This window comes from Streptococcus suis (assembly GCF_046032115.1).
GTDB lineage: Bacteria > Bacillota > Bacilli > Lactobacillales > Streptococcaceae > Streptococcus > Streptococcus suis_AJ.
The window spans coordinates 1-22,032 of sequence record NZ_JARQOZ010000022.1 but is presented as its reverse complement, the minus strand read 5'-3'; the positions used below and the strand labels follow the sequence as shown (position 1 = coordinate 22,032).

At 39.5% G+C, this 22,032-nt stretch carries 25 protein-coding genes and 3 pseudogenes; 3 read left to right on the top strand and 25 right to left on the bottom strand.

Going from position 1 to position 22,032, the window contains the following annotated elements:
- The 3 genes and pseudogenes from P7J36_RS07590 (at position 1) to xerS (ending at position 2,457) form a co-directional block, all read left to right on the top strand.
- A pseudogene (locus P7J36_RS07590) lies at positions 1-634 on the top strand (DUF3307 domain-containing protein).
- 63 nt (positions 635-697) lie between these two features.
- Positions 698-1,219 (top strand): AAA family ATPase, encoded by a 522-nt coding sequence (locus P7J36_RS07585; protein ID WP_408551769.1) that lies wholly within the window; start codon positions 698-700, stop codon positions 1,217-1,219.
- 167 nt (positions 1,220-1,386) lie between these two features.
- Positions 1,387-2,457, top strand: a complete 1,071-nt coding sequence (gene xerS, locus P7J36_RS07580; protein ID WP_408551768.1) for a tyrosine recombinase XerS — start codon at positions 1,387-1,389, stop codon at positions 2,455-2,457.
- A 70-nt stretch (positions 2,458-2,527) separates the two neighbouring features.
- Here xerS and P7J36_RS07575 read toward each other — a convergent pair whose 3' ends face one another.
- The 25 genes and pseudogenes from P7J36_RS07575 to P7J36_RS07455 form a co-directional block, all read right to left on the bottom strand.
- Positions 2,528-4,036, bottom strand: a complete 1,509-nt coding sequence (locus P7J36_RS07575; RefSeq protein ID WP_105147223.1) for a phosphohexomutase domain-containing protein — start codon at positions 4,034-4,036, stop codon at positions 2,528-2,530.
- Positions 4,037-4,112: 76 nt separating this feature from the next.
- Positions 4,113-5,054: a sensor histidine kinase gene (locus P7J36_RS07570; RefSeq protein ID WP_105096430.1), complete on the bottom strand. Its 942-nt coding sequence runs from the start codon at positions 5,052-5,054 to the stop codon at positions 4,113-4,115.
- A complete protein-coding gene (locus tag P7J36_RS07565) occupies positions 5,051-5,719 on the bottom strand; it encodes a response regulator transcription factor (RefSeq protein WP_024411325.1) in 669 nt (222 codons plus the stop codon). Before P7J36_RS07565 ends, P7J36_RS07570 begins: the two co-directional genes overlap by 4 nt.
- Before the next feature lie 38 nt (positions 5,720-5,757).
- Positions 5,758-6,015 (bottom strand): type II toxin-antitoxin system RelE family toxin, encoded by a 258-nt coding sequence (locus P7J36_RS07560; protein WP_105182497.1) that lies wholly within the window; start codon positions 6,013-6,015, stop codon positions 5,758-5,760.
- Positions 6,005-6,244, bottom strand: a complete 240-nt coding sequence (gene relB, locus P7J36_RS07555; protein ID WP_015646833.1) for a type II toxin-antitoxin system RelB family antitoxin — start codon at positions 6,242-6,244, stop codon at positions 6,005-6,007. The genes P7J36_RS07560 and relB (P7J36_RS07555) overlap by 11 nt, the downstream gene beginning before the upstream one ends.
- Before the next feature lie 90 nt (positions 6,245-6,334).
- Entirely contained in the window at positions 6,335-8,305 is a 1,971-nt protein-coding gene (locus P7J36_RS07550; protein WP_408551767.1) for an FtsX-like permease family protein, read from the bottom strand.
- A complete protein-coding gene (locus P7J36_RS07545; protein ID WP_024418248.1) occupies positions 8,306-9,058 on the bottom strand; it encodes an ABC transporter ATP-binding protein in 753 nt (250 codons plus the stop codon).
- 8 nt (positions 9,059-9,066) lie between these two features.
- On the bottom strand, positions 9,067-9,456 hold the full coding sequence (locus tag P7J36_RS07540) for a NisI/SpaI family lantibiotic immunity lipoprotein (protein ID WP_408551766.1): 390 nt from the start codon (positions 9,454-9,456) through the stop codon (positions 9,067-9,069).
- 12 nt (positions 9,457-9,468) lie between these two features.
- On the bottom strand, positions 9,469-9,609 hold the full coding sequence (locus P7J36_RS07535; protein ID WP_408551765.1) for a hypothetical protein: 141 nt from the start codon (positions 9,607-9,609) through the stop codon (positions 9,469-9,471).
- Between the two features lie 139 nt (positions 9,610-9,748).
- Positions 9,749-10,915: an ATP-grasp domain-containing protein gene (locus tag P7J36_RS07530; protein WP_408551764.1), complete on the bottom strand. Its 1,167-nt coding sequence runs from the start codon at positions 10,913-10,915 to the stop codon at positions 9,749-9,751.
- A gap of 17 nt (positions 10,916-10,932) precedes the next feature.
- A complete protein-coding gene (locus tag P7J36_RS07525) occupies positions 10,933-11,679 on the bottom strand; it encodes an esterase family protein (RefSeq protein ID WP_053864061.1) in 747 nt (248 codons plus the stop codon).
- A gap of 27 nt (positions 11,680-11,706) precedes the next feature.
- Positions 11,707-12,531 carry an alpha/beta hydrolase gene (locus P7J36_RS07520; RefSeq protein WP_408551763.1) on the bottom strand — a complete coding sequence of 275 codons (825 nt, stop codon included), beginning with the start codon at positions 12,529-12,531 and terminating at the stop codon, positions 11,707-11,709.
- Between the two features lie 171 nt (positions 12,532-12,702).
- Positions 12,703-12,981: a type II toxin-antitoxin system RelE family toxin gene (locus P7J36_RS07515; protein ID WP_029187268.1), complete on the bottom strand. Its 279-nt coding sequence runs from the start codon at positions 12,979-12,981 to the stop codon at positions 12,703-12,705.
- A complete protein-coding gene (gene relB, locus P7J36_RS07510) occupies positions 12,974-13,207 on the bottom strand; it encodes a type II toxin-antitoxin system RelB family antitoxin (RefSeq protein WP_029187269.1) in 234 nt (77 codons plus the stop codon). The genes P7J36_RS07515 and relB (P7J36_RS07510) overlap by 8 nt, the downstream gene beginning before the upstream one ends.
- A gap of 109 nt (positions 13,208-13,316) precedes the next feature.
- Positions 13,317-14,651: a methylenetetrahydrofolate--tRNA-(uracil(54)-C(5))-methyltransferase (FADH(2)-oxidizing) TrmFO gene (gene trmFO, locus P7J36_RS07505; protein ID WP_024401219.1), complete on the bottom strand. Its 1,335-nt coding sequence runs from the start codon at positions 14,649-14,651 to the stop codon at positions 13,317-13,319.
- Positions 14,652-14,918: 267 nt separating this feature from the next.
- Positions 14,919-16,125 (bottom strand): annotated as a pseudogene (locus P7J36_RS07500) (tyrosine-type recombinase/integrase).
- Positions 16,126-16,147: 22 nt separating this feature from the next.
- Positions 16,148-16,375 (bottom strand): DUF3173 family protein, encoded by a 228-nt coding sequence (locus tag P7J36_RS07495; RefSeq protein WP_001258320.1) that lies wholly within the window; start codon positions 16,373-16,375, stop codon positions 16,148-16,150.
- Positions 16,376-16,652: 277 nt separating this feature from the next.
- Positions 16,653-16,874, bottom strand: coding sequence for a helix-turn-helix domain-containing protein (locus P7J36_RS07490; protein ID WP_408551762.1), 222 nt, complete (start codon positions 16,872-16,874; stop codon positions 16,653-16,655).
- 329 nt (positions 16,875-17,203) lie between these two features.
- Positions 17,204-18,301: a sensor histidine kinase gene (locus tag P7J36_RS07485; RefSeq protein WP_408551761.1), complete on the bottom strand. Its 1,098-nt coding sequence runs from the start codon at positions 18,299-18,301 to the stop codon at positions 17,204-17,206.
- Positions 18,286-18,969, bottom strand: coding sequence for a response regulator transcription factor (locus P7J36_RS07480; protein WP_011922424.1), 684 nt, complete (start codon positions 18,967-18,969; stop codon positions 18,286-18,288). The genes P7J36_RS07485 and P7J36_RS07480 overlap by 16 nt, the downstream gene beginning before the upstream one ends.
- 30 nt (positions 18,970-18,999) lie before the next feature.
- Positions 19,000-19,707 carry an ABC transporter permease gene (locus tag P7J36_RS07475; protein WP_012028134.1) on the bottom strand — a complete coding sequence of 236 codons (708 nt, stop codon included), beginning with the start codon at positions 19,705-19,707 and terminating at the stop codon, positions 19,000-19,002.
- Positions 19,704-20,495 (bottom strand): membrane protein, encoded by a 792-nt coding sequence (locus P7J36_RS07470; RefSeq protein WP_032509741.1) that lies wholly within the window; start codon positions 20,493-20,495, stop codon positions 19,704-19,706. The genes P7J36_RS07475 and P7J36_RS07470 overlap by 4 nt, the downstream gene beginning before the upstream one ends.
- On the bottom strand, positions 20,485-21,201 hold the full coding sequence (locus P7J36_RS07465; protein WP_011922427.1) for an ABC transporter ATP-binding protein: 717 nt from the start codon (positions 21,199-21,201) through the stop codon (positions 20,485-20,487). Before P7J36_RS07465 ends, P7J36_RS07470 begins: the two co-directional genes overlap by 11 nt.
- Before the next feature lie 20 nt (positions 21,202-21,221).
- Positions 21,222-21,404, bottom strand: a pseudogene (locus P7J36_RS07460) (multidrug ABC transporter permease); the annotation flags it as partial.
- A 135-nt stretch (positions 21,405-21,539) separates the two neighbouring features.
- Positions 21,540-21,662: a putative RiPP precursor gene (locus tag P7J36_RS07455; RefSeq protein WP_103557055.1), complete on the bottom strand. Its 123-nt coding sequence runs from the start codon at positions 21,660-21,662 to the stop codon at positions 21,540-21,542.
- Between the last annotated feature and the right edge of the window lie 370 nt (positions 21,663-22,032).

Here is a 22,032-nt window from a genome sequence, read left to right as displayed (position 1 = left end):
ATGTCATTTTCAGTTATTTCTAGCTATCTTATTCAACATCCAGTTTTAACCGCCTTGCTTATTACCCATTCTAGCCTTACTTACCCCCGTTCAAAACGGAGATTTATTTTTTCAAGTTTGGCTGAGCCATCTTGCGATTGACTATGTCAAATATTTTCTCAACAAACACCATTGGATAAAGGACTCCTGGGAAGCTGGAGCATTCCTAGCTGATCAATTGCTACATATCATCTCTATCATCATTCTTTATCACACTATCGGTGTTAATGTCGCTTCACACTCACTCTGGATTGAACCAAATTATCTCCTCCTGCAAATCCTTTTTATACTCCTAATCAGCAAGCCCGTCAATATTCTTTTCAAACTCTACTTTAGCAAATATCAGGTAGCGGAAGGAGAAGAAGAGCAGACCGTGACAGGTGCAGGAGCCTTAATTGGTCAATTGGAGCGCCTCATAATGGGAATTTTTCTGCTTCTGGGGCAATACACAGCTATCGGACTGGTATTTACAGCAAAGTCCATCGCACGCTATGATAAAATATCCAAAAGCCAAGCCTTTGCTGAATACTATTTAATTGGTTCGCTATTTAGTATCATTAGCGTCCTAGTATTGTACGTTTTATTGATTTTATAAAAGAAAAAAGTTTGCATAAATTATTTTGTGTAAACTTTTTTGAAAAATTGAAAGGAATACTATATGATTATTTGGTTAAATGGCCCATTCGGTGTCGGAAAGACTACTTTAGCAAATATATTACACAAACGAATAGAAAACTCTTATCTCTATGATCCCGAGTTACTAGGTGATTTCTTACAACATCAATTACCTCAGACTGTATGTCCTGAAGATTTTCAAGATTATTCCGTTTGGCGACAGAGTACTTATAAAATAGTATTTGATTTAGCGACTAAAACTGATAAGATTATTATTATTCCCATGACAATCTATAAGAAAGACTATTATCAGGAGATTATTCAGCAATTGATACAGGATAAGATTCCTTTGGAACATTATATTTTGCTAGCTGACAAAACAACCATTTTGGAACGTTTAGATAATCGAGTCAATGAAGACAACATCTGGGCCAAGAGACATCTTGATGTTTGTTTAAAAGCTTTTGAAAGTCATATTCCGGGGCAAAGGTTAAACACAGACTGTTTGAAGCCAGAAGAGATTGCGAAGGAGATTCTAATGCTCAGTGAGTTTACCGAGGAATAATGTAGATTTTTGGGATTTTGGGTGTGAAAAAAATTTCCAGTTATCTCTCTATCTTTGGTTATATTAAAAATATCCCTACACACATCTTTCCGAAAAACTGTAATTTTCTTGAAACTTATATAAGATTATGCTATACTACTCATATAGCTAAAAATCAGGAGAACATCATGCGTCGTGAGTTACTATTGGAAAAAATTGATCAGCTGAAGGAAATCATGCCTTGGTATGTCTTAGAATATTATCAGTCCAAGTTGTCTGTGCCCTACAGTTTTACCACCTTGTACGAATATCTAAAGGAATACCGTCGATTCTTTGAGTGGTTACAGGATTCAGATTTAGTCGCTGTCGAACGAATTGCTGACATTCCGCTGGATGTTCTGGAACATCTGACCAAGAAAGATATGGAGGCTTTTATTCTTTATCTGCGGGAGCGTCCCTTGCTGAACGCCAATACCACGCAGAATGGTGTGTCGCAGACCACCATTAATCGTACCCTCTCGGCACTTTCTAGTCTCTTCAAGTATTTAACCGAAGAAGTGGAAAATGAGCAGGGCGAGCCCTACTTCTACCGCAATGTCATGAAGAAGGTGTCCACCAAGAAAAAGAAGGAAACCTTGGCAGCGCGGGCTGAGAACATCAAGCAAAAGCTCTTTTTGGGCGATGAAACCATGGAGTTCTTGGACTATGTCGATAAAGAATACCAGGTAAAGTTATCCAAACGTGCCCTCTCTTCCTTCCAGAAAAATAAGGAGCGGGATTTGGCGATTCTAGCGCTTCTATTGGCTTCTGGCGTCCGTCTGTCAGAGGCGGTCAATCTGGATCTTCGAGATGTCAATCTCAAGATGATGATGATCGAAGTGACCCGTAAGGGTGGTAAGCGGGACTCGGTCAATGTGGCTGGGTTTGCTAAGCCCTATCTGGAAGCCTATATGAGCATCCGTCAGCAACGCTACAAGGCTGAAAAAACGGATACGGCCTTCTTCCTGTCCGAATACCGTGGTCTGCCCAATCGTATCGACGCTTCTTCTATTGAAAAAATGGTGGCCAAGTACTCTGCGGACTTCAAGATACGTGTGACCCCACACAAACTCCGTCACACGCTGGCAACACGGCTCTACGACGCCACCAAGTCGCAAGTTCTGGTCAGTCATCAGCTGGGCCACGCCAATACCCAGGTCACTGACCTCTACACCCATATCGTCAATGATGAGCAGAAAAATGCTCTGGATCAGTTGTAATGTTACGTAGAATAAATTATGTAAACAAGTTAAGGAGTAAGTACAAAGCCTACTCCTTTTTCCCTTAAATCTAAATCAATGCTTTCAATTTTTCCTGATTGACAGCTGGGTACTGGTCCAAAAAGACTGAGAGAGTTCGTAAAACGGCAGGAATATAGCCAGTCTGGTCATTCTCCACCTGCAAGACCAAGAGGGGCTCGTGGAGGCTCATACGGAGCAAGAGCCAGCCGTCACCATAAGGCTGAGTCAGGTCAAACCGCACTCCTTCTTCATTTTCTGGGTTAAAAGCAAAGCCTTCGATGCTGGTTTGGCGGAGGTCAGCAATCACCTGTTCACCAAGTGCTCGATAATCTGCCGCTTCTAGTTTGAACCGTACTTCTTGGGTTTCCAGCGGTTGTTTAAGCTGGGCAATCAAGTCGTCCAAGGACTTGATTTCTGCTTGCAGTTTTGGTAAGAGCATGAGAATCTTAGCCGCCACATACGTTCCATCATCAAGGAAGTAATTTTCCTTAAAGGCAGCGTGTCCAGAGGTTTCGATAGCCAACTGGCAATCAACCCCCTCTTGATTGGCTAAAATAGCACGGTTTATGACATTACGGTAGCCTGAAATATAGCGAATTTGTTTGCCTCCCAGGCTTTCTATAAAGACCTTAAGGTGTTCAGTCGTTGGGGAATTGGTCACAATGCTGGTTCCTGGATGTTCAGCTAGGACAATCTGGCTGAGAACGGCAATCAGGTTGTTACGGTTGAGGATTTGACCGGACTTGGTCACTAGTGCTGCACGGTCAACGTCGGTATCAAAGATAATACCAAGATCTGCACCTTGCTTCAAGACAGCCTGGCGAATGCTTTCCGTAGCTTCCTTGTTATCTGGGTTTGGAACATGGTTTGGGAAGGTGCCGTCTGGGTCTAGGAATTGTGAGCCTGTGGTATCTGCTCCTAGCTCTGCCAACACTTTCTCAGCAAAGAATCCTCCCGCACCATTTCCAGCATCAACGATAATGTTGAGATTGGCAAGTGGTTTTTCTTGTCCGTCACAGGCTGAACGAATTTTGCCTACGAGGTCTTGGGAATAAGGCGTCATCAGGTCTGCAGTAGTCACACTTCCAAGCCTGGAGACTGGCAAGTCTTCGCTATGTGAGAGGATGAAATCGATATCTTCATGTTCTGCTCCGCCATTTTCCGAAAAAATCTTAATGCCGTTAAAGTAATAAGGCAGGTGGCTGGCAGTGATCATGACACCGGCGTGGCACTTGAACTGCGGGTACTGGGTGCTCATGAAGAGGGCTGGCGTGGTGGCCATGCCAAAGTCAATCAGCTGAACCCCCAGACGAACGGCTTCTTCTGTAAAGGCTGAAACCAAATCTGGACCGCTGAGGCGGCTGTCTCGACCAATACCAATCTTGAGCTGTCCTTCTTGATAGGCTTGAGCAAGTTCAGGCTTCTGGGTCAGCCAATGAATTAGTCCGCGAACCACTTCCTTGATGGCCTGTGGAGTGAGATTGACAGCATATTCATCTGTAGCGATAGCAATTCCACGAATATCCGATCCGTTTTGCAAAACATGATGGTGTGACATAGTAGCCTCCTGATTTATCTAGTAGGTTCAGTATATCACAAAATCAAAACGCTTTCAAAAGAAAAAGTACAGCTTCCTACTGTACTTTTGTGATGGTTACGCTGGTACCAACTTCCAGTTGACTTTCCACGGAAATAGCTAGTTCCAACTGATTCAAGACCCGCTTGGTCAGATACAAGCCAAATCCTGTCGCTTTTTGGTGTTCTCGTCCATTAAAACCTGTAAATCCCTCGTCAAACAGGCGAGGAATATCTTCAGCCAGAATCCCAATTCCCGTATCGGAAATGGAAATTCCCTCATTCAGTTCAATAGTGACCTTACCACCAGTCTTATTGTACTTGAGGGCGTTGTCGATAATCTGTGATAGAGCAAAGGCGAGCCATTTCTTATCGGTTTTCAGCGACCAGTTACCGTCAATATGGACACTGATTTCTTTTTGCAAGAACTGATTGCGGTATTTTTTGACCAAGTCCACAACTACTTCTCTCACTTCTACCTGCTCAAATCGAAAATCGCTGGCATGGTTGGTCAGTTTGAGGTAATTGAGGAGATTTGCCATATAATTGTCCAAACGTAAGAGCTGGTGATTGACATCCTGCTGGTTGAGGTTGTCAGTCTGACTCATCAAAGACAGGGCAGCCAAAGGCACTTTCATCTGATGGGACCACATTTTGACCATGGCTTGCAAGTCCTCTTCCCGTGACTTATAATCCAAGAGCTGCTCCCGCGTCGCCTCCTTCTCCGCTTCAATCAAGTTGAGATAGGCAAGGTCCACAGGCTTATTCAGCAGGGGCAGAGCTTCTTCATGGACATAATCTTCCAAGGCTCTCATGCGGTTGCGAAACTTCCAGAAAAGCCCTGCAGTCAGTAGGATCAAGAGGGTTAGGGACAATAGCAGAGCGTTTTGCAGGAATTCGGTGGGCAGTTGGTAGAGAAAGAAAAGCAAGATAAAACTACCAGCCAAGACCAGATAGGCGAAATAAAAACTACGGTATTCTCGGATAAATTTTGCTATCATTTGACCAGGTACCCCACGCCACGAACAGTATGAATTCGTTCAAAGCCGACTTCACTCACCTTCTTACGCAGTCTGGTCATGTTCACATTGAGCGTATTCTGGTCAATAAATTCTTCATTCTCCCAGAGTTTTTCCAAGAGTTCTTCCTTGCTGACAATCTGTCCTTGTCTTTCTAGTAAGGTGGACAAAATCTTGGTTTCAGTCGGTGAAAGCTGAACCTGTTCCGATTCGCTTGAAAAACGCCCGTCCAAACTAAGTTGAAACTGGTCGATAGACAAGTCAGTTGATTTGCTGAATTGATTGACCCTACGCAAGAAGGCACCGATTTTGGCATCCAAAATTCCCAGTGAAAACGGTTTGGATACAAAATCATCGCCACCCATGTTCATAGCCATGACCGCATTCATCTCATCATCGCTAGAGGAGATAAAGATAATGGGCATGGTCATGGTTTTACGGATCTCCGTTGTCCAGTAAAAACCATTGTAATAGGGTAGGCTAATATCCATCAGCACCAAGTCTGGTTTGATTTCCGCAACTTCCTGACTGACAGCACGGAAATTCTGCACACTTTCTACCTGATAAGATTTTCCCAAATGCTGCTTCAAGAGTTGGACAATCATCTCATCATCTTCAACAATATAAATCTTCTCTTTTTTCATCATCTTCATTCTGCAAAAGCCAGGAAACAGGTCTTGGCTTTCTATATACTTCCATTTCTCATTTTTAGACTTGTCAAAATCAATTTGTCGATTTCAATACTGACGATGACCCGATAATTGCCAATACGGTACCGCCATTGGCCAGAACGATTGGCAGTCAAAGCTTTTCCGTATTGTCTGGGGTTGTCACACCCGTCAATATGCTTATAAAGATACCGCAAAATCAAACTTGCAGCAGTTTTATCCAACTTTCGAATTTGCTTTTGGGCCTTAGCAGACAAAATAACCTTATAACTCAATGCCCAACTCCTCAGCCATTTGTTCTAATGTTATCGGCTCAATTCCATTCGCCAAGTCTTCTTGGTATTCTGCCCAAGCAATGTCTGCCACACGGGCATCGTACTCATCTTCAAGTGCTTCAAGGGTTTTAGTCCGAATGAGTTCTGACAAACTGACACCTTCAAACTTTGCCATAGCCTGCATAAAGAGTTTGTCCTGCTCAGAAACCTTTAAAGTAATAGCTGCCATTTTCTCACCTCTTCTAGTATTCCTTTGGTATTACCATTGTAACACCACTTCCCTAAAAAAGCAAGAAATCTCGCATAAGCGAGACTTCTGCTATCGTTCAATAATACGATAATAGGTTCGACTAGTCCACTTGTAAATGACAAAGTAAATCAGAGCGACTGCCAGTAGGGTAATTCCGCTGACGGTATAAATCATAAGCGAAGAGGTGACACCAAGGGTCAATAGCATTTGCTTAAGCATAACAAGAGAAATCACGAAATGCAAGGTCGCCATAGCTAGTGGCATAAAGAAGACCGTAAGTGTTTGCGAGTTAATGGTCTTTTTGACCGCTGCTGCACTCATGCCCACTTCTTGTAGAATCTTGTAGGATTTCTTGTCTTCATGCCCTTCCGAGTACTGCTTGTAGTAAATAATCAAGGCAGCACCTAGCAAGAAACTAATACCCAACAAGAAGCCTGTGAAGAGAAATCCACCTCTGAAGCCCATGATCATATTGGTAAAGTCTGTTTTCTGCATGACGTATCCTAAAGATTCTCCATTAGCATCACTGATATTATAGGCATCGCCTGCCTGCTCACCAAGAGTGGCCACTTCCTCATTGGTCATATCAGTAAAGACACGGTAGTCCAGACTAACCTGATAGCCTTGCGGATTATTTGACTCATAGTAACTGCGAATGGTTTCCAAGACACTATCATCACTGACCACCATGACGGCAGCATTGAGCGTATTAGTAATATCAGGGAAAATAGCTGTATCAAGATTTACTACATTCTCGAAAGTACTATCTCCCAAAGTGACTTTCTCTAGCAACGGCATTTCACTTGGACGGATAAAAGCTACTTGATTGACAGCCAGCTCTGGCAGGTCATTGCCCAACTTCCTGAAATCATCTTGGGTGATGAAGTAGGTAAAGGCTATTTTGCTAAAGTCTGGATTGGCAATGGTTTCTGGACTAATGACAATCTCCTTCCCACCGTCATAGACCAGACCAGCTTGGTAGGTCAGGTAGGACAGACTATCCTCCGCTTTTTCTGGAAAATGGCTGAGCACCGATTGCTGAAAGGCCATTTCACCCTGACTCCTATCCGCAACAGGATAGGTAATGGATGTTTCCTTTGGATAAAGTCCACTGGTCATATTTGCCATCCCTGTATAGAGGGATGTCGTTGTCGCAATGGTGACAAAGGCCATGACCGCCAGCAATGTGATATTGGCCAAACCTGTTGCGTGTTGCTTCATCCGAAAAATCATCTGCGATGTGGTGATGAAATGCTCTGGCGTGTAAAAATAGCGTTTGTTTTTCCGCCGAGCCTTCAAAAACCAAGTCATAAAGCTTATGTAGAACAAGTAGGTCCCCGCAATGACAAAGAGTACAGCGATAAAGAAACGATAGATGACAGCTAGACCTGCAGATTGAGAAGAAAGTGACAGGTAGTAGCCAACACCTAAGCTAAGGACAGCTAGTGCTGCCAAGAGGAGATTCCCACGTGGCTCCTTCTCCCCCTTCTCGCTAGCACGAAAGAGAATCAGCGGACTGGTCTTGCCAATCGTCCGAATAGCCAGCAATTCCAAGATGAAGAAGATACCTGCAAAGAGAAAGGCCGTGAGGACAAATGCCAGAGGAGAAATGCTAAAGTGAAGATCGCCATAACTGGTCAAATTCACAAAAATCAAGTAGAGAACATTTGAAAATACACCGGCTAATGCAGAACCTAGCACAATGACCAAGAGGAAGATGAAAAACAACTCAATGCTGGCAACCAAGGCCACCTTCTTCTTGTTCATCCCTAGCATATTGTAGAGCCCGAACTCTCTAGTCCGTTGTTGCATGAGGAAATTAAAGCTATATATTTCCATAATCAGTGAGAAAATGGTTAGAACGATAACCCCCAGCCCGATAGATACGGCACCTGTTCCCATGGTTTTCATGACTGGACTGAGCATGAGCAAGAACATGGAACAAATCAAGGTAAAGAGGACCAGGCTGGCTAAAACAAAGGGAGCAAAGACACCCATAGATTTTCGGATATTTTGTCCAGCAAGTTTGAGGTAAAACATCTACTCACCCCCTAAAAGTGCAGACATATTGAGAGAAATTTCCTTGGCAAAGTCCTGATTGCTCTTACCTGCCTTGTACAATTGGTGGAAAATCCGACCATCCTTGATAAAGAGGACGCGTTTGGCATGGCTGGCTGCGTTAGCTGAGTGGGTCACCATGAGAATGGTTTGTCCATCTAGGTTAATGTCTTCAAACAAATTCAGCAAGTCTTCCGAATTGCGGTAATCTAGGGCAGCTGTCGGTTCGTCCGCTAGGACAATTTGTGGCTGGGTAATCAAACTACGGGCAATGGCCACGCGCTGCTTTTGTCCACCAGATAGTTCAAAAGGACGTTTTTTCAGCAAATCTTGAATTCGCAGTTTTGGCGCCAAGATTTTCAACCGTTTTTCCATTTCATCATGGCTGGTACGGGCCAATACTAGAGGTAAAAAGATATTGTCTTGGATGGACAGGGTGTCCAAAAGATTAAAATCTTGGAAGACAAAGCCTAGGTTACGCAAACGGAAATCCGCCAGCTTACTTTCCTTGATTTTCGTAATATCTTGATTGTTTAGGATAACCGAACCTCTCGTCGGCTTGTCCAGGGTTGCTAGAATGTTGAGCAAAGTCGTCTTACCAGAACCACTTTCCCCCATGATGGCAATAAATTCGCCCTCTTCTACCTTAAAATCCACATCTTGAAGAGCACGAGTTTCCTCTTTTGAAAAGCGCGTGCGGTAAACTTTTTCTAAATGATTGATTTCTAATAACATACAAACTCCTAATTGTTTTCTTTGGATAAATCAACTGTATCAAGTAATGCTTGATAGTCGATTCGGTCTGATTCAGCAATATTATCTTCTAAATCTACCTTATAATAACCATCCTGGACACCGATTGCCCAGTCATTGCTGGATGTTACATAGAGATTATTCAAGGATACTGTCTTTTTCACTGCCCCTTCTTCTTTGACAACGGGCCATTCCATAAACTTAACTTCTGTTCTCTGAATACTATCTTCGGCAACTTCCTGTTTGCTAACAGCATAGTCTTTTCCCTTGTAATGGAAAGTTTGATAGCCCTCATCAAAGCTAAGGCTTGCTGAAGAGGAAGAACAAGCGGTTAGCACTATACTGCCCAAAGTCAGCATGCCAAATACTTTCTTTTTCATAGTTTCCTCCCTCTAGTATGCCATAAATCGCATACTTTGCAAATCAAGTGCTAACTCCTCTAAAAATTCTGCTTGTTCCAAGAGTTCAGCCTTTTCTTTTTCTGAGAATACCTTTTCTTCGATTCTCTTTGCTTGTAAAAATTTGAATGACATATGATTTCCTTCTTTCTATTTCTTATGAGTCTATTATAGAAAATATTCCTCCTGCACTCTCTTACAGTTCTGATTAAAAAACTTACAGCTTTGTAAGGAAAGAAAAAAAGACACCATTTCTGGCATCTTTCAATCTAGTCTATTTTGTCTCCCCGATAAAGGCAATCATGTCGTCTAATTCTTCCTTGCTCTCAGTCACAAGAAGATAGGCGTCATTCCCTTGCAGCTCTGCAAAGGCATCTGGCATGCGTTTGACGGTCTTAATCTTGCCGGCAAATCGTTGATGAATGTCATCTGCTGAGTGAACATATTCGGTCGTATCTCGGCGAGTTGCTACCAAGCAGTATTGAGGTTCAAATCTACGCTCTTCAACTGTACCACCTGTCACTACATTGGCATAATCACGGAAAAGATCAATCGAATGCGCATAGTTGTAAGCTTCTACAGTGAAGCCACCTGCCATACGATTGTTGTATTCAATCGCGATGTAGTCTTTGCCGTTCTTGAAAAATTCAATATGGAAGAAACGCTCTTTCATACCAAAAGCTTTGATAATCGCTCGACCATATTTTACTAGTTTTGGATCTAGTTCTTTTTCGATGAAGTAAGCATTGTCCTTTCTAGACAACATCAGTTCCAGAGGAGTATGAACATAGGTCAAACCTGTTTCGAAAACAACATTTCCCTTGCTGTCCACCAATCCATCATAGGTTGTAATAATGCTTGAGTTGACAAATTTTTCAAAGAAATGAGCTGTTTGACCATCCCAGGCTTCTTTAAAGGTTTCCAAGTCAGCTTTCTTTGTGAGTTTAAAGGTACCGGATGCTCCAACACCATTGTCAGGCTTGGCAATCATTGGAAAGCCAATTGTCTTAACAGCCTTATCAATGTCTTTCTCCGATTTGACAACCATACCTGGCACAACAGGAACCCCTGCTTTTGAGAAATATTTCTTCATTTCAGACTTGAATTTTGTCTTTTTAAGATGACTTGGCTTTGCTCCAAAAATATTAAATTGTTCACGGAGTTCGGCATCATTTTCAAGCCAATGCTCATTGTGGGATTCTACACGGTCAATTGGACCATGCTTGTATATCAAGAAAGCAGCTGCACGCTTGACCTCATCTATATTTTCTAAATCATTGACACGGAAGTATTCTGTAAGAGCATTGCGAAGTTCTTCTGGCAATTGATCGTACGGTTCTTGTCCGATACCTAGAACCGTAACGCCTTCTTTTTTAGCCAATTCAATGCTGAATGGTTGAAAATTTTCTGGATAAAAAGGTGAAATAACGAGATAATTCATAGGTAGTCCTTTCTAGCTTAAAGTCCGATAGAATGAAGGAAGAATGGCATTTGCTTTCTCCACCACACCCAGTCGTGAGCCACATCTGTTCCCCAAGTATCAAACCATGCTGGGATATTCTTCTCTTCAAAGGCACGTTTGAGGTTGTAGAATGAGTCCAAGCCATCTTGTTCCCAATCACCCAAACCTGTGCAGACGATAATATCTGCTTGACGGTATTTATCAATAAACCAGCCGTCGTTTTGGTTCCAAATGTAATCTGATGGTGAGTTTTGATAAACAGCATCGTCATTGCCATAGTCTTGATTGTTATTGAAGAAACGAGCATCATAGACACCTGAAAGGGCGATAACTTTTGTGAAAACATCTGGATGCTGCAGGAAGAAATTCAGCGCGTGGTAGGCACCCATAGAACAACCAGTCGTCATCATGCCATCAAACCAGCCAGTTTTATGTTTGATAAATGGAATCGCTTCTTCAATCACATAGCGTTCGTAGGCGCGGTGAGCCTCTGCCTTATCATGAATGGATTTCCAGTCAGCCAACCAGCTCTCACTATCGTAGCTAGTTAGAGTAAAAAATTGGACCTGACCTGCCTCGATAGAGCCACGGCAAGCTTCAATCATCCCAAAATCTGCATACTCATTGTAAGAACCGCCTGATGAGGCAAAGACAACAACAGGAATCCCCGCGTGACCATAACGATTTAGATTCATTTCTCGGCCTAGATTTCCAGACCAATGACTTAAAAATTCTACATGCATATTCATTCTCCTAACTAATTCTTTACATTACCACTTTTCGCTTAAAAAGCGTAAGCAATCTGGCAAATAAGCTGCCCAAGCCTCTTCGTTATGGACAGCACCCGAAACGACTTCTAAAGCAATATTATCCAAAGCTACTCCGCCAGCAATCAATTGGCGATAGTAAGTCAGTGAAGAGTTGATATAGGATTGCTTGATATTGCCAGCCATGAGCGTTTTATCTGTATCATCCGCCTCTTCAGTTCCAACATAGATGTAGACCCGTTGGTCCTTGTCTAAGTTTTGACGTTCAATATAACGGTCAAATGCCTCCTGATGTAGCCAGTTGGCTGATGAAAATACTCCTAGACAGCCAATTTGCTCTTGGTAGGCCAATCCCATAAATTGTGTGATGTTGCCTCCTAAAGATGAACCAATCATTGCTGTATGGGCCTTGTCAGACTTGGTGCGATAGGTCTGGTCAATAAATGGTTTGACCACATCCATGACAAATTCGGCATACAAGGTTCCTTTTCCACCAAACTGAATGCCTGGAATGCCCATTTCGCTAAACTTCCAAGCAGCATATTCATGCATCCGTTCAGCACCATCATTGTCAATCGCTACGGTAATCATCTTGGCAATATCAGGATTTCGCTTAACAGTTGGAATGACCTTCCATGAATGCCCAGAAAAAGCTTCCTTACTGTAGAGTACATTCTGCCCATCGTGGAAATAGACAACGGGATAGGTCTCTTCTGTATTTTCAGCATATCCTTTCGGCAATAAAACACGGACACGGCGTTTCCGACCAGTGAATGGAACATCTAATTCATGGGTTTTCATATCCAAATAAAAATAGGACTTATTCATTGCTATCTCTTTCTAAACAGTGTTTTTAGTATTATACCATAGTTTTTCTGGAATATTCAGAAAATTTAGTTATTTTAGGCCATTTTTTCGGACTTTCCGAACAATATCCTTCCCATTTGAGACTATCTCGTCTTTAGTAAAACACAAAAGACACCCGAAGGTGTCTCAAAATTATTTCAACTTCTTATAAATTTCCGAGCGATGTCCTACATGAAGATTGAGGAGTACCAGTTCTCCATCATCAACCACAGCAATAATGCGATAGTTTCCAATACGAAAGCGGACATAGCCAGCTAAATCGCCCGTCAGATACTTTCCAGGAGAACGTGGAAAATCCACATCCACCAGATGCTTATCAATCCACCTAGCAATCTGCCGACTAGTTCCCTTATCGAGCTTGTCCATATCTTCGAAGAAACTAGGGGCATAGTCCACACGATACTTAGCCATAGCGCTTCATCATTTCTTCGTGACTATAAGTTTTCTTATCGCTGTCAGCCCACTCTTTGTAGGTTTTTTCTGCCTTTACCAGATCGTACATATCTTCTAATTTTTCTAAAACTGCTTCCCGAATGAAGTCCGTCTTGGTCATGTGCTGACCAGCAGACACTTCCTCGATTAACTGGACCAAATCTTCGTCAAAGCGCACCGCAATCGGTTTTGATAAGGTTGGCATATTGACACCTCCGAATGTTTACTCTGTAAACATTATAATCTGAAATGTAAAAAAAGTCAATGATGTACACAAAAAGACACCCGAAGGTGTCTGGAGTTCTCTGATTATCTTAGTAACCCAAAAACTCTTCCAGGTCCTTGAGGGAACGCTCTGCGATTGCCTCGTAACGCTCCTTCTTGTCGCGGATACGCGGTCCGTCCAGCTCCTTGATGATGCCAAAGTTGACATTCATAGGCTGGAAGTGCTTGCTTTCGGTGTGGGTGATGTAGAATGGCAGAGCTCCGATAGCTGTGGTCTGTGGGAAGATGACTGGGTCTTCGCCACGGAATCGGCGAACAGCGTTGATACCGGCCACTAAGCCAGAGGCGGCAGACTCGACATAGCCTTCTACTCCTGTCATTTGACCTGCAAAGAAAAGATTTGGATTCTTCTTGGTCGCAAAGGTCTGCTCCAATAAGTTTGGCGAATCCATGTAGGAGTTGCGGTGCATCACGCCGTAGCGGACAAACTCCGCATTTTCAAGTCCTGGAATCATCTGGAAAACCCGCTTCTGCTCGCCCCACTTGAGATGAGTTTGGAAGCCGACAATGTTGTAAAGGCTACCTGCTGCGTTGTCCTGACGGAGTTGCACAACTGCGTAAGGTGTCTTGTATTCGCCATCACGTGGTCCCTTGTAATCTTCTGGATATTCCAGACCAACTGGCTTCATTGGGCCATAGAGCATAGTTTTGATGCCACGTTTGGCCATGACCTCAATAGGCATACAGCCTTCAAAGTATTTTTCTTTTTCAAAGGAGTTAAGCGGTGCTTCCTCGGCTGAAATCAAGGCTTCATAGAAAGCGGTGAACTGCTCCTTGTTCATCGGAGCATTGAGATAGGCAGCCTCTCCCTTGTCGTAACGGGACTTAAGATAGACTAAGTCCATGTTAATGGTCGAGCTATCGACAATAGGTGCCGCCGCATCGTAGAAGTAAAAACCGTCACCACCATTAAGTGCGTGAATCTTCTCTGCCAAGGCGTCAGATGTCAAAGGCCCCGTCGCGATTACTGTAATAGCATCCTCAGGAATCTCTGTAATCTCACCACGAATGACCTCAATCAGGGGGTGGTTGTGAATCTCATCTGTCACTGCTTGAGAGAAATTCTCACGGTCCATGGCCATGGCACCGCCGGCAGGCACTCGGTGAGCCTCACCAGCACGCATGATAATAGAATCCAAACGACGCATTTCTTCCTTGAGCAGACCGACAGCGTTGGTCAAACTATCGCCACGGAAAGAGTTGGAACAGACCAACTCAGCAAACTTGTCGGTCTTGTGCTGAGGAGTCGGTTTGACACCCCGCATCTCGTAAAGTTTGACAGGAATGCCACGCTTGGCAATCTGATAAGCAGCTTCTGAGCCAGCCAAGCCAGCTCCGATAACATTAATGTGGGTTTGAGACATGAAACTAATACCTCTAGCCAGAAGATCTGACTACTGTTTGGGAATGACCCAAAACAGAACCTTTCTAAATTTTTTTAACCCATCTAGTATATCAAAAAATGGCTGGAATTGAAAAGAACTACTCTCATTGTTTGGAAGTAGTAGATTTAGAACCAAAGAAAAAACCTACCACATCAAGTGATAGGTTTTCATTTTGCTTGGAAACTCTATTATTTAAGAGTAACAATTGCACAACCTGTTAAATGTGCAGTATCAAGGGGTTTGAGTTCATAAATTTGAAGTTTGGCAGGAATTTTGGCATAAAATTGAATCCAATCCTGCACTTTTAATATTTTGTGTGATTTCTTCAGAAACTGTTTTATCTAAAGCATTAAACCAATGACTATATGTGTTCAAAGTTGTTGATTTATCAGCATGTCCCATTCGTCTTGCCACATATAAAATATCTTTTTTTAAAACATTTATTAGATAAGAAGCATGACTATGTCTAAGACCTTTCCCTGTAATAATTGGTACTCCTACTTGCTGCGCTTTACGTTTGATGATACGACAAATGGTTGATTTACAAAAAGGATCTCCAAATCTTGAAATGATAAAATCTGTATCTTGATTTGCAAACTGATTTTTTCGCCAAACTTGAAGTACTTCAATAGTAATATCATCCAATTCAATAAGTCGTTCACCTGCTGGAGTCTTTGTTTGGTCTTTACGATACCAATTCCCATTTTCATCTTTTTCTAAGGTTGTATGTACCTTTAGAAATTTTTTATCAAAATCAATATCCTCCCAACATAACGATAAACCTTCGCTCACTCGTACACCTGTCATATAATATAACCAGATGGCAGTAAATCGTTGTAATTCTTCATAATCATGTAAGTCAAATGATTTGACAAATGTCTGAAACTCCGCATAGGTCCAAAATGGAGTTTCTGGATGCTTACCTCTAGGATTATCTAATGCTTTACAAGGCATATCTGAAATATAGCCAAGTCTTTCTGCATAACCCATACAAGCTTTAAACCTTGACCATAAATTTTTCGCATAGTTTTCAGAATAATTTTCTATGATATGTAATCTAAAAGCCTCGCAATCTCTAGGAGTTATTGCTTTTAATGGCTTTGAACCAAAATATTGAATAAAAAGTTTATGATGAGGAAGAGCCGTCTTATATGTCACAGACTGAACTTTTTGCTTATAAGCTCTTACTTAAATAAATTGTGTTCATATAGTTTTCAAAAGTCATATTGTAATTTTCTAAACTGACTTTGTTGGCAAATTCATATTTTATACGAACTAATTCGTCATATGCTTCTTTCATTGTTTCAAAGGTTTTACCATATTGATTTTTTCTAGCTTTCTTTTGTACCCTTTTGCCAGTTACTGGGTCGATTCCAAGATCAATCTGATAAAATATCTTTCCCTTATAATCACAATAAACACCTTTGTATTTTTTACTACTTTTTGTTGCCATTTGGATTCTCACTTTCTAAATGTTATTTAGATAGTGGAATCCCTATTAATTGTTCCACAATTTCTGCTGGTGCGATACCTAGTCTTCGATTGTCAAAGGGCGATTTACTTAATTGTACCGCATTATGGTCAACTTTGCGAGCTTCTTCAAACTTTTTTACAGCAATTCTTTTAGCTTCTCTAATAATGTCTCTAGAGGTATGTTCAGGAAATCCTAAGTTCATTAAATCTTTATATGTAGCAGTTCTCATACATTTTCCTCCTTCAAATCTCTAAGTTTTTTACATGCTAGATGAGATTTGAATGGTTAGTTCAATCATGGGAATTTCACCCGCTGTCCTTTTACGATGGCAGCCTGAACGGTCAGAAGTATCATTATCATTATTTGTGTCATGGCAGATAGGTTACCATCCTATTTTTGAATAAATGATTTTCGCTCATTTCTTGGCGCATTACATTCTATTGCTCAACAAATAAATAAAGTCCCACCTAGAATTATTCAATTGTCAATGAACAAATCAGGAGGGACTATTTTTTATTTTTTAGGCGGTAGGGAGTGTCTGTAAGTCCAAGTAAATAATCCGTACTCACTTGATATAATTCTGAGATTTTTATCAAGAAATCAACAGGAATCTGACGTTTGCCAGACTCAATCTTAGAATAAGCTGACTGACTACATGATAAATATCGTGCAAGATACTCTCGCGAATAATCACAATCCTCTCTCAGATCCCTAATGCGCCTATACATTCGTTCACTCCTAAGAAAATTATAGTCAAGTTCTGAACGAATCTTAGTTTTTATTCCAAATTGGAATAAGTTTTTGATATAGACATTACTATTTCATATTTACTAATTAAGCCATATCTCCATAATCCAAATCACAATCAGAGAAAAATCATTTTGAACAATAATTTCATACACTCGTCAAAAATAATATTATTTTAATAGCACCCTATCTAATATATTCAAATGTGAATAAATCAGGTATGAGTGCTAATTGTTGAGATTTTGAAATAATTTTTATCAATATACTTACTTTCTGAACTTCATAGTATTCAAAATTACGATATCCAAGACTAGGTACAGTCACTATTTTTTATCGGAATAATTAATTTAACCATAGCCCCATTTTTCTTATTTTGGAGTTGTATATCACCAGAATGAATGCTCATTACTTGTTTTACAAATGCCAAACCTATTCCAAAATGTTCAAACTGTGAATTTCTACTAGTATCTTCTCGATAAAATAATTTTCCAAAATTTTCTAAAACATCATCCGAAAATTTGGAACCATTATTCCAAATACTTAAGGAAATACTACTATCTTCTAACTCCAAGATAACTCTGATTTTCTTTTTAACATCATCTGCATAAGCTATTGCATTATTGACAATATTTGATACTGAACGGATAATTAAATCTAAATCTAATTCAATATTACAGTCTCGCCATATCTTAGTTTCATATTTGTAATCTATGTTATCTCCAATAAGGTATGCACACTCTTGTTCCAGTATTTTTGATAAATTACTGATACTATACTGATGAAAGGAAATCTGATTAGAGTAAAAAGTTTTAGAGTAATTAATCAACTGATTAAAATAGTTATCTAATTGGTTGCTTGCTCTTTCAATGTCCCTAAGACACTGGACATCAATACCAGATAAAGGTGCAAATTGCAACAATTCCGAGTTTCCTTTGATTACAGTCAAAGGCGTTTTTAAGTCATGTGCCATCGCTGAAACCTTAAAGAGAATATCCTCCTTTTGGTCTTTCTCTACCTGAATCATATTTTTTATTCTTTGCTGCATTAGTACAATATGTTTGTTAGTTTCTATGAATTCGAGAATCGTTAATTTAGATGATGTGTTTACTGAGGTCAGCCACATACTACCATGATAGACAATCTCCATTTCTTGCTTTACTCGTTTCAACAAGGCTTTAATATTAACAGAAACTATAATAATCAAAGATATACAAATATAAACCCATGAAAAAACATTAAAGAATATTCCTAACAAATCACTAGCGATTGACTGAGTTTCTGAATGAATATCAATAGAAATAGTCGATATGGGGAAAATATATGCTACAATCACACTCAAACAAAATTGTTTAATAATCGTCCACTGCGTTTTTTTGACCAAAGTCTTAAAATCTAGTTTTCGTTCCAACTATATCCGCCTCCCCACTGTGTCTTGATTGGATTAATTGAAAAGGGTTTTAATTTTGACCGAATTTGATAAATATACTCAGCAATAGAACGAAATTGTGCCTCTGACTCCGACGGGTATATTCTTTCATAGAGTTCCTCTACGGAATATACTCTCCTCGGGTTGCTTGCTAAAGTATACAAAATTGTAAATTCTCGCTTTGTCAATGATATGATCTCTTCTTCAATCAAGATTTCTTGCTTGCTGGCATTAATTATCATTTTCTTTGTGCATATCTCTTTATTATTTTTACGATTTCTCTCCTCCCTTTGGATATGCATTCTAACGCGAGCAACTAATTCTGTAATACTAAATGGTTTTTTTATATAATCGTCCGCACCAGCCTTTACCCCTCTAGCCAAATCGCTATCCAATTGCTTGGCTGTTACAAAAATTATCGGTACATCGATTTGTTCTCGAATGGATTTACAAATTTCTAAACCATCAATAGACATCATAATATCTAGTAAAATTAAATCAAAGCCAACAAATGAACAAATATCTATGTTACCTACTTCTTTCCTTGTCGTCACTTCAAACTCTGAGCGTTCTAAAGAATTCTTTATCAAACGAAGAATACTTTCATCGTCATCAATTGCTAATATTTGATATATTTTTTTTTCTTTCATAATTAAATAATATCACAAAATACAAAATTTTTATCGTACTATTCTCTTCCTAAACTGCAAAATAGAGAAAGACAACAGCAAAATCCCCCATAAAAATTGAATTGCAATACCTATTGTAGAAGGTAGATAAGGTTGATTTTCAGTCGTAAAAAATGAATTCATGGTAGAGATAATCGGGAAGTAGAGAAAGGCATCGCTGAATTGCAGAAGCATTTGGCCTAACCCCAACAAGAAAGACAAGGATATCCCCATTGGAACAACTATACTCCTTGTTATAAGAACTAAACTAAAACATATTAATATTAAACCAATTGATACCAGCATTATTCTTACTGCAATGGTATAAATAAATCCGGGAATTAATAGACTATAAAAAATATATACCACAAAAATAGTACAGACGGTAACTAGACTCCAAACTAATACAGATATTGATAATATAACTATTAATTTTATAAAAAAGAATTTCCATCGTATTGGGTTAGCTAATAAACTGCTTCTTAAAGTTGAATCGTTAAATTCTTGCCCTATAAATAGTATTGTAATAATAATAATCCCAGCTTGTCCAAGATAGAAGCTTTCTAAGATTTGTGTTAAAGCATAATTCTCGGTTATATAACTTGGAGTTTCATGTAAAAAAATAACAAATAAAGGTACTAAAATTATAGTTGCTAGTACAGTCAATAATAGCCATTTATTATAAATGAACTTTAAATACTCACTTCTAAAAGAATTCATCTAACATTACCTACATCTTCCTTCAAAAATTTGCAATATGCAAAGCCACTAATTACTAGCACCCAAATACTCAGAAATAAAACACTGCGTCCTGGTGTTGTGATTTTCAAAGGAGACGTTGCAATTAAATCTTGCCCTAAAGATACTGGTAAATACTTGGCGAGCTGAATTCTGTCAGCAAGAAAACTACCTAAATTATAGACTTGTGGTAGTAAAAATAATAATGATCCAAGTGAAGATTTAAAATAAAAAGCAATTGAATAGGATAATGCCGTTAGTAGCGACCACGACAGTGATCCCAATAATATAAAATACCACACATTCTTATTCAGTAACAAAGGGTTCAACCCCTCTCTTCCTAAACCAAACTGTGCACTTACAATAGATAAATAGATTGAGACAAATGACACAACAAAAATAAATACACATGTAACAATAAATTTTATTACAAAGAATACAACTTTATTTGAACATAATAGCAAGCTGGTACGTAAAGAACTATTTTTATATTCCATACTTCCAAGAATTGCTCCTAAAATTATCATAGCAAACAAGCCCAATAGTATTGCATCAAAACCAATATACTCAATTGGAGGTATTGGTTCTGCTAAACTACTATTTGTTTCGGGTGTTGCATTCAATCCAACTGTTAAAATTTGTTTGGAACTGATATAAGACAATAACGGCTGAAGAATAAAAACAATTGGTAAAACTATTTGGGTTGATCTGCTATAAAAAATTTTATATAGCTCTGATAAAATATTATGGCTTTTTATACTACTCATCATAGTCACCCCCTGTTAAATGAAAGAAAACATCTTCTAGATTATCAAATCCGTTCATTATATTATTAAGTGTACCCGAAGCTATGATGCTTCCTTTATTAATAAAAACAACCTTATCAGTTACCGCCTCTACTTCTGAAAGTATATGTGATGATAACAATACTGTCTTACCAGCACTTGCTTGTTCCCTAATAAAATTTCTAAACCATCTAATTCCACTAGGATCTAGACCATTTGTAGGTTCATCTAAAATCAGGTACTGAGGTTTTCCCAACAGCGCTGTTGCAATACCTAACCTCTGCCCCTCTCCTAATGAAAGGTTTCCTATTTTTGAATATCTTTTATGTTCAATATCAGTAATGGATAATACCTCTGATATTCTGGATAAATCTATTCCATTACTAGCAGCAGCAATTTTCAAATGTTGAAAAACTGTTCGATCATTGGGAGCCCCCACACCATCGAAAGAAGCTCCTACAGTTAAAAGAGGACGTTCAAAATCACAATATTTCTTACCTCCTATTAAAGCAGTGCCTGAAGATGGCCTATCCAGACCCAAAAGTATTCGTAATGTCGAACTTTTTCCAGCACCATTCGGTCCCAAAAAGGCAGTGACTTCCCCCTCTTCAGCAGTAAAGGATACATTCTTTAATATATCTCCATCTTTATAAGTTTTTGTTACATCTCTTATTTCAATCTTATTTGTCATAATACGATACTCCTATACTCCTATACTAAAAATTGTTCTTTGGCCAACTCTTTATATAATGGAACAGATTCCAATAGCTCCACATGAGTCCCACTTCCTACAAGTCTTCCGTGTTCCAAAACAAAGATTTCATCTGAATCTAAAATTGTAGATAATCTATGAGCAACCATTATTATGGTTCTCTCACCTCTCATATTTTTGATAATATAAATTTCGGAAAAATATCAGAAAATAGATTAAAATTGAACATATTCGGATATTTTTCACTTCCACTCCGTGGATCACTTGATTTCCACAATAATTAATATATCACTTGGCAATATATCTGGGTAATATAATTATATTTTAATTAAAAATAAAGCCCTGCCTCCAAATATATCTCTGAAGCTACCTGCAACTAATCCTGCAGTACCATTTTTAAAAGTAGAAATTTTTTCTATAACTGGCTTTGTATAATTCATTTATTTTCCTTTCTAAGTCAATTTTTAATAGTCCAGACTGTTTGACTAATGAAATAGTAACAAAGATTATTCAGATTTTTTTCAGAAAAATTAAATTTATAAATAATTACTGATTTAAGCAAGCTTATTTTATATTTGAAACAAGGATAATTCCCAACAAATGATAAAGTTCGAGACTCTCTTCTTGTTTTGTTTAACTATCGCCACCGACAAGCTCCAACTGGTAAGGAAAATCTCCAAAGTTTCGAAATTCATAGCCCTGACAATCTAGATACTCTCATATCAAACCTGATAAATCAAAACCACCAGTCGAACTGGTGGTTTGTTCTGCGGCTATAAGCCGCTTGTTCCGGCCAGGGCCAAAGGCCCA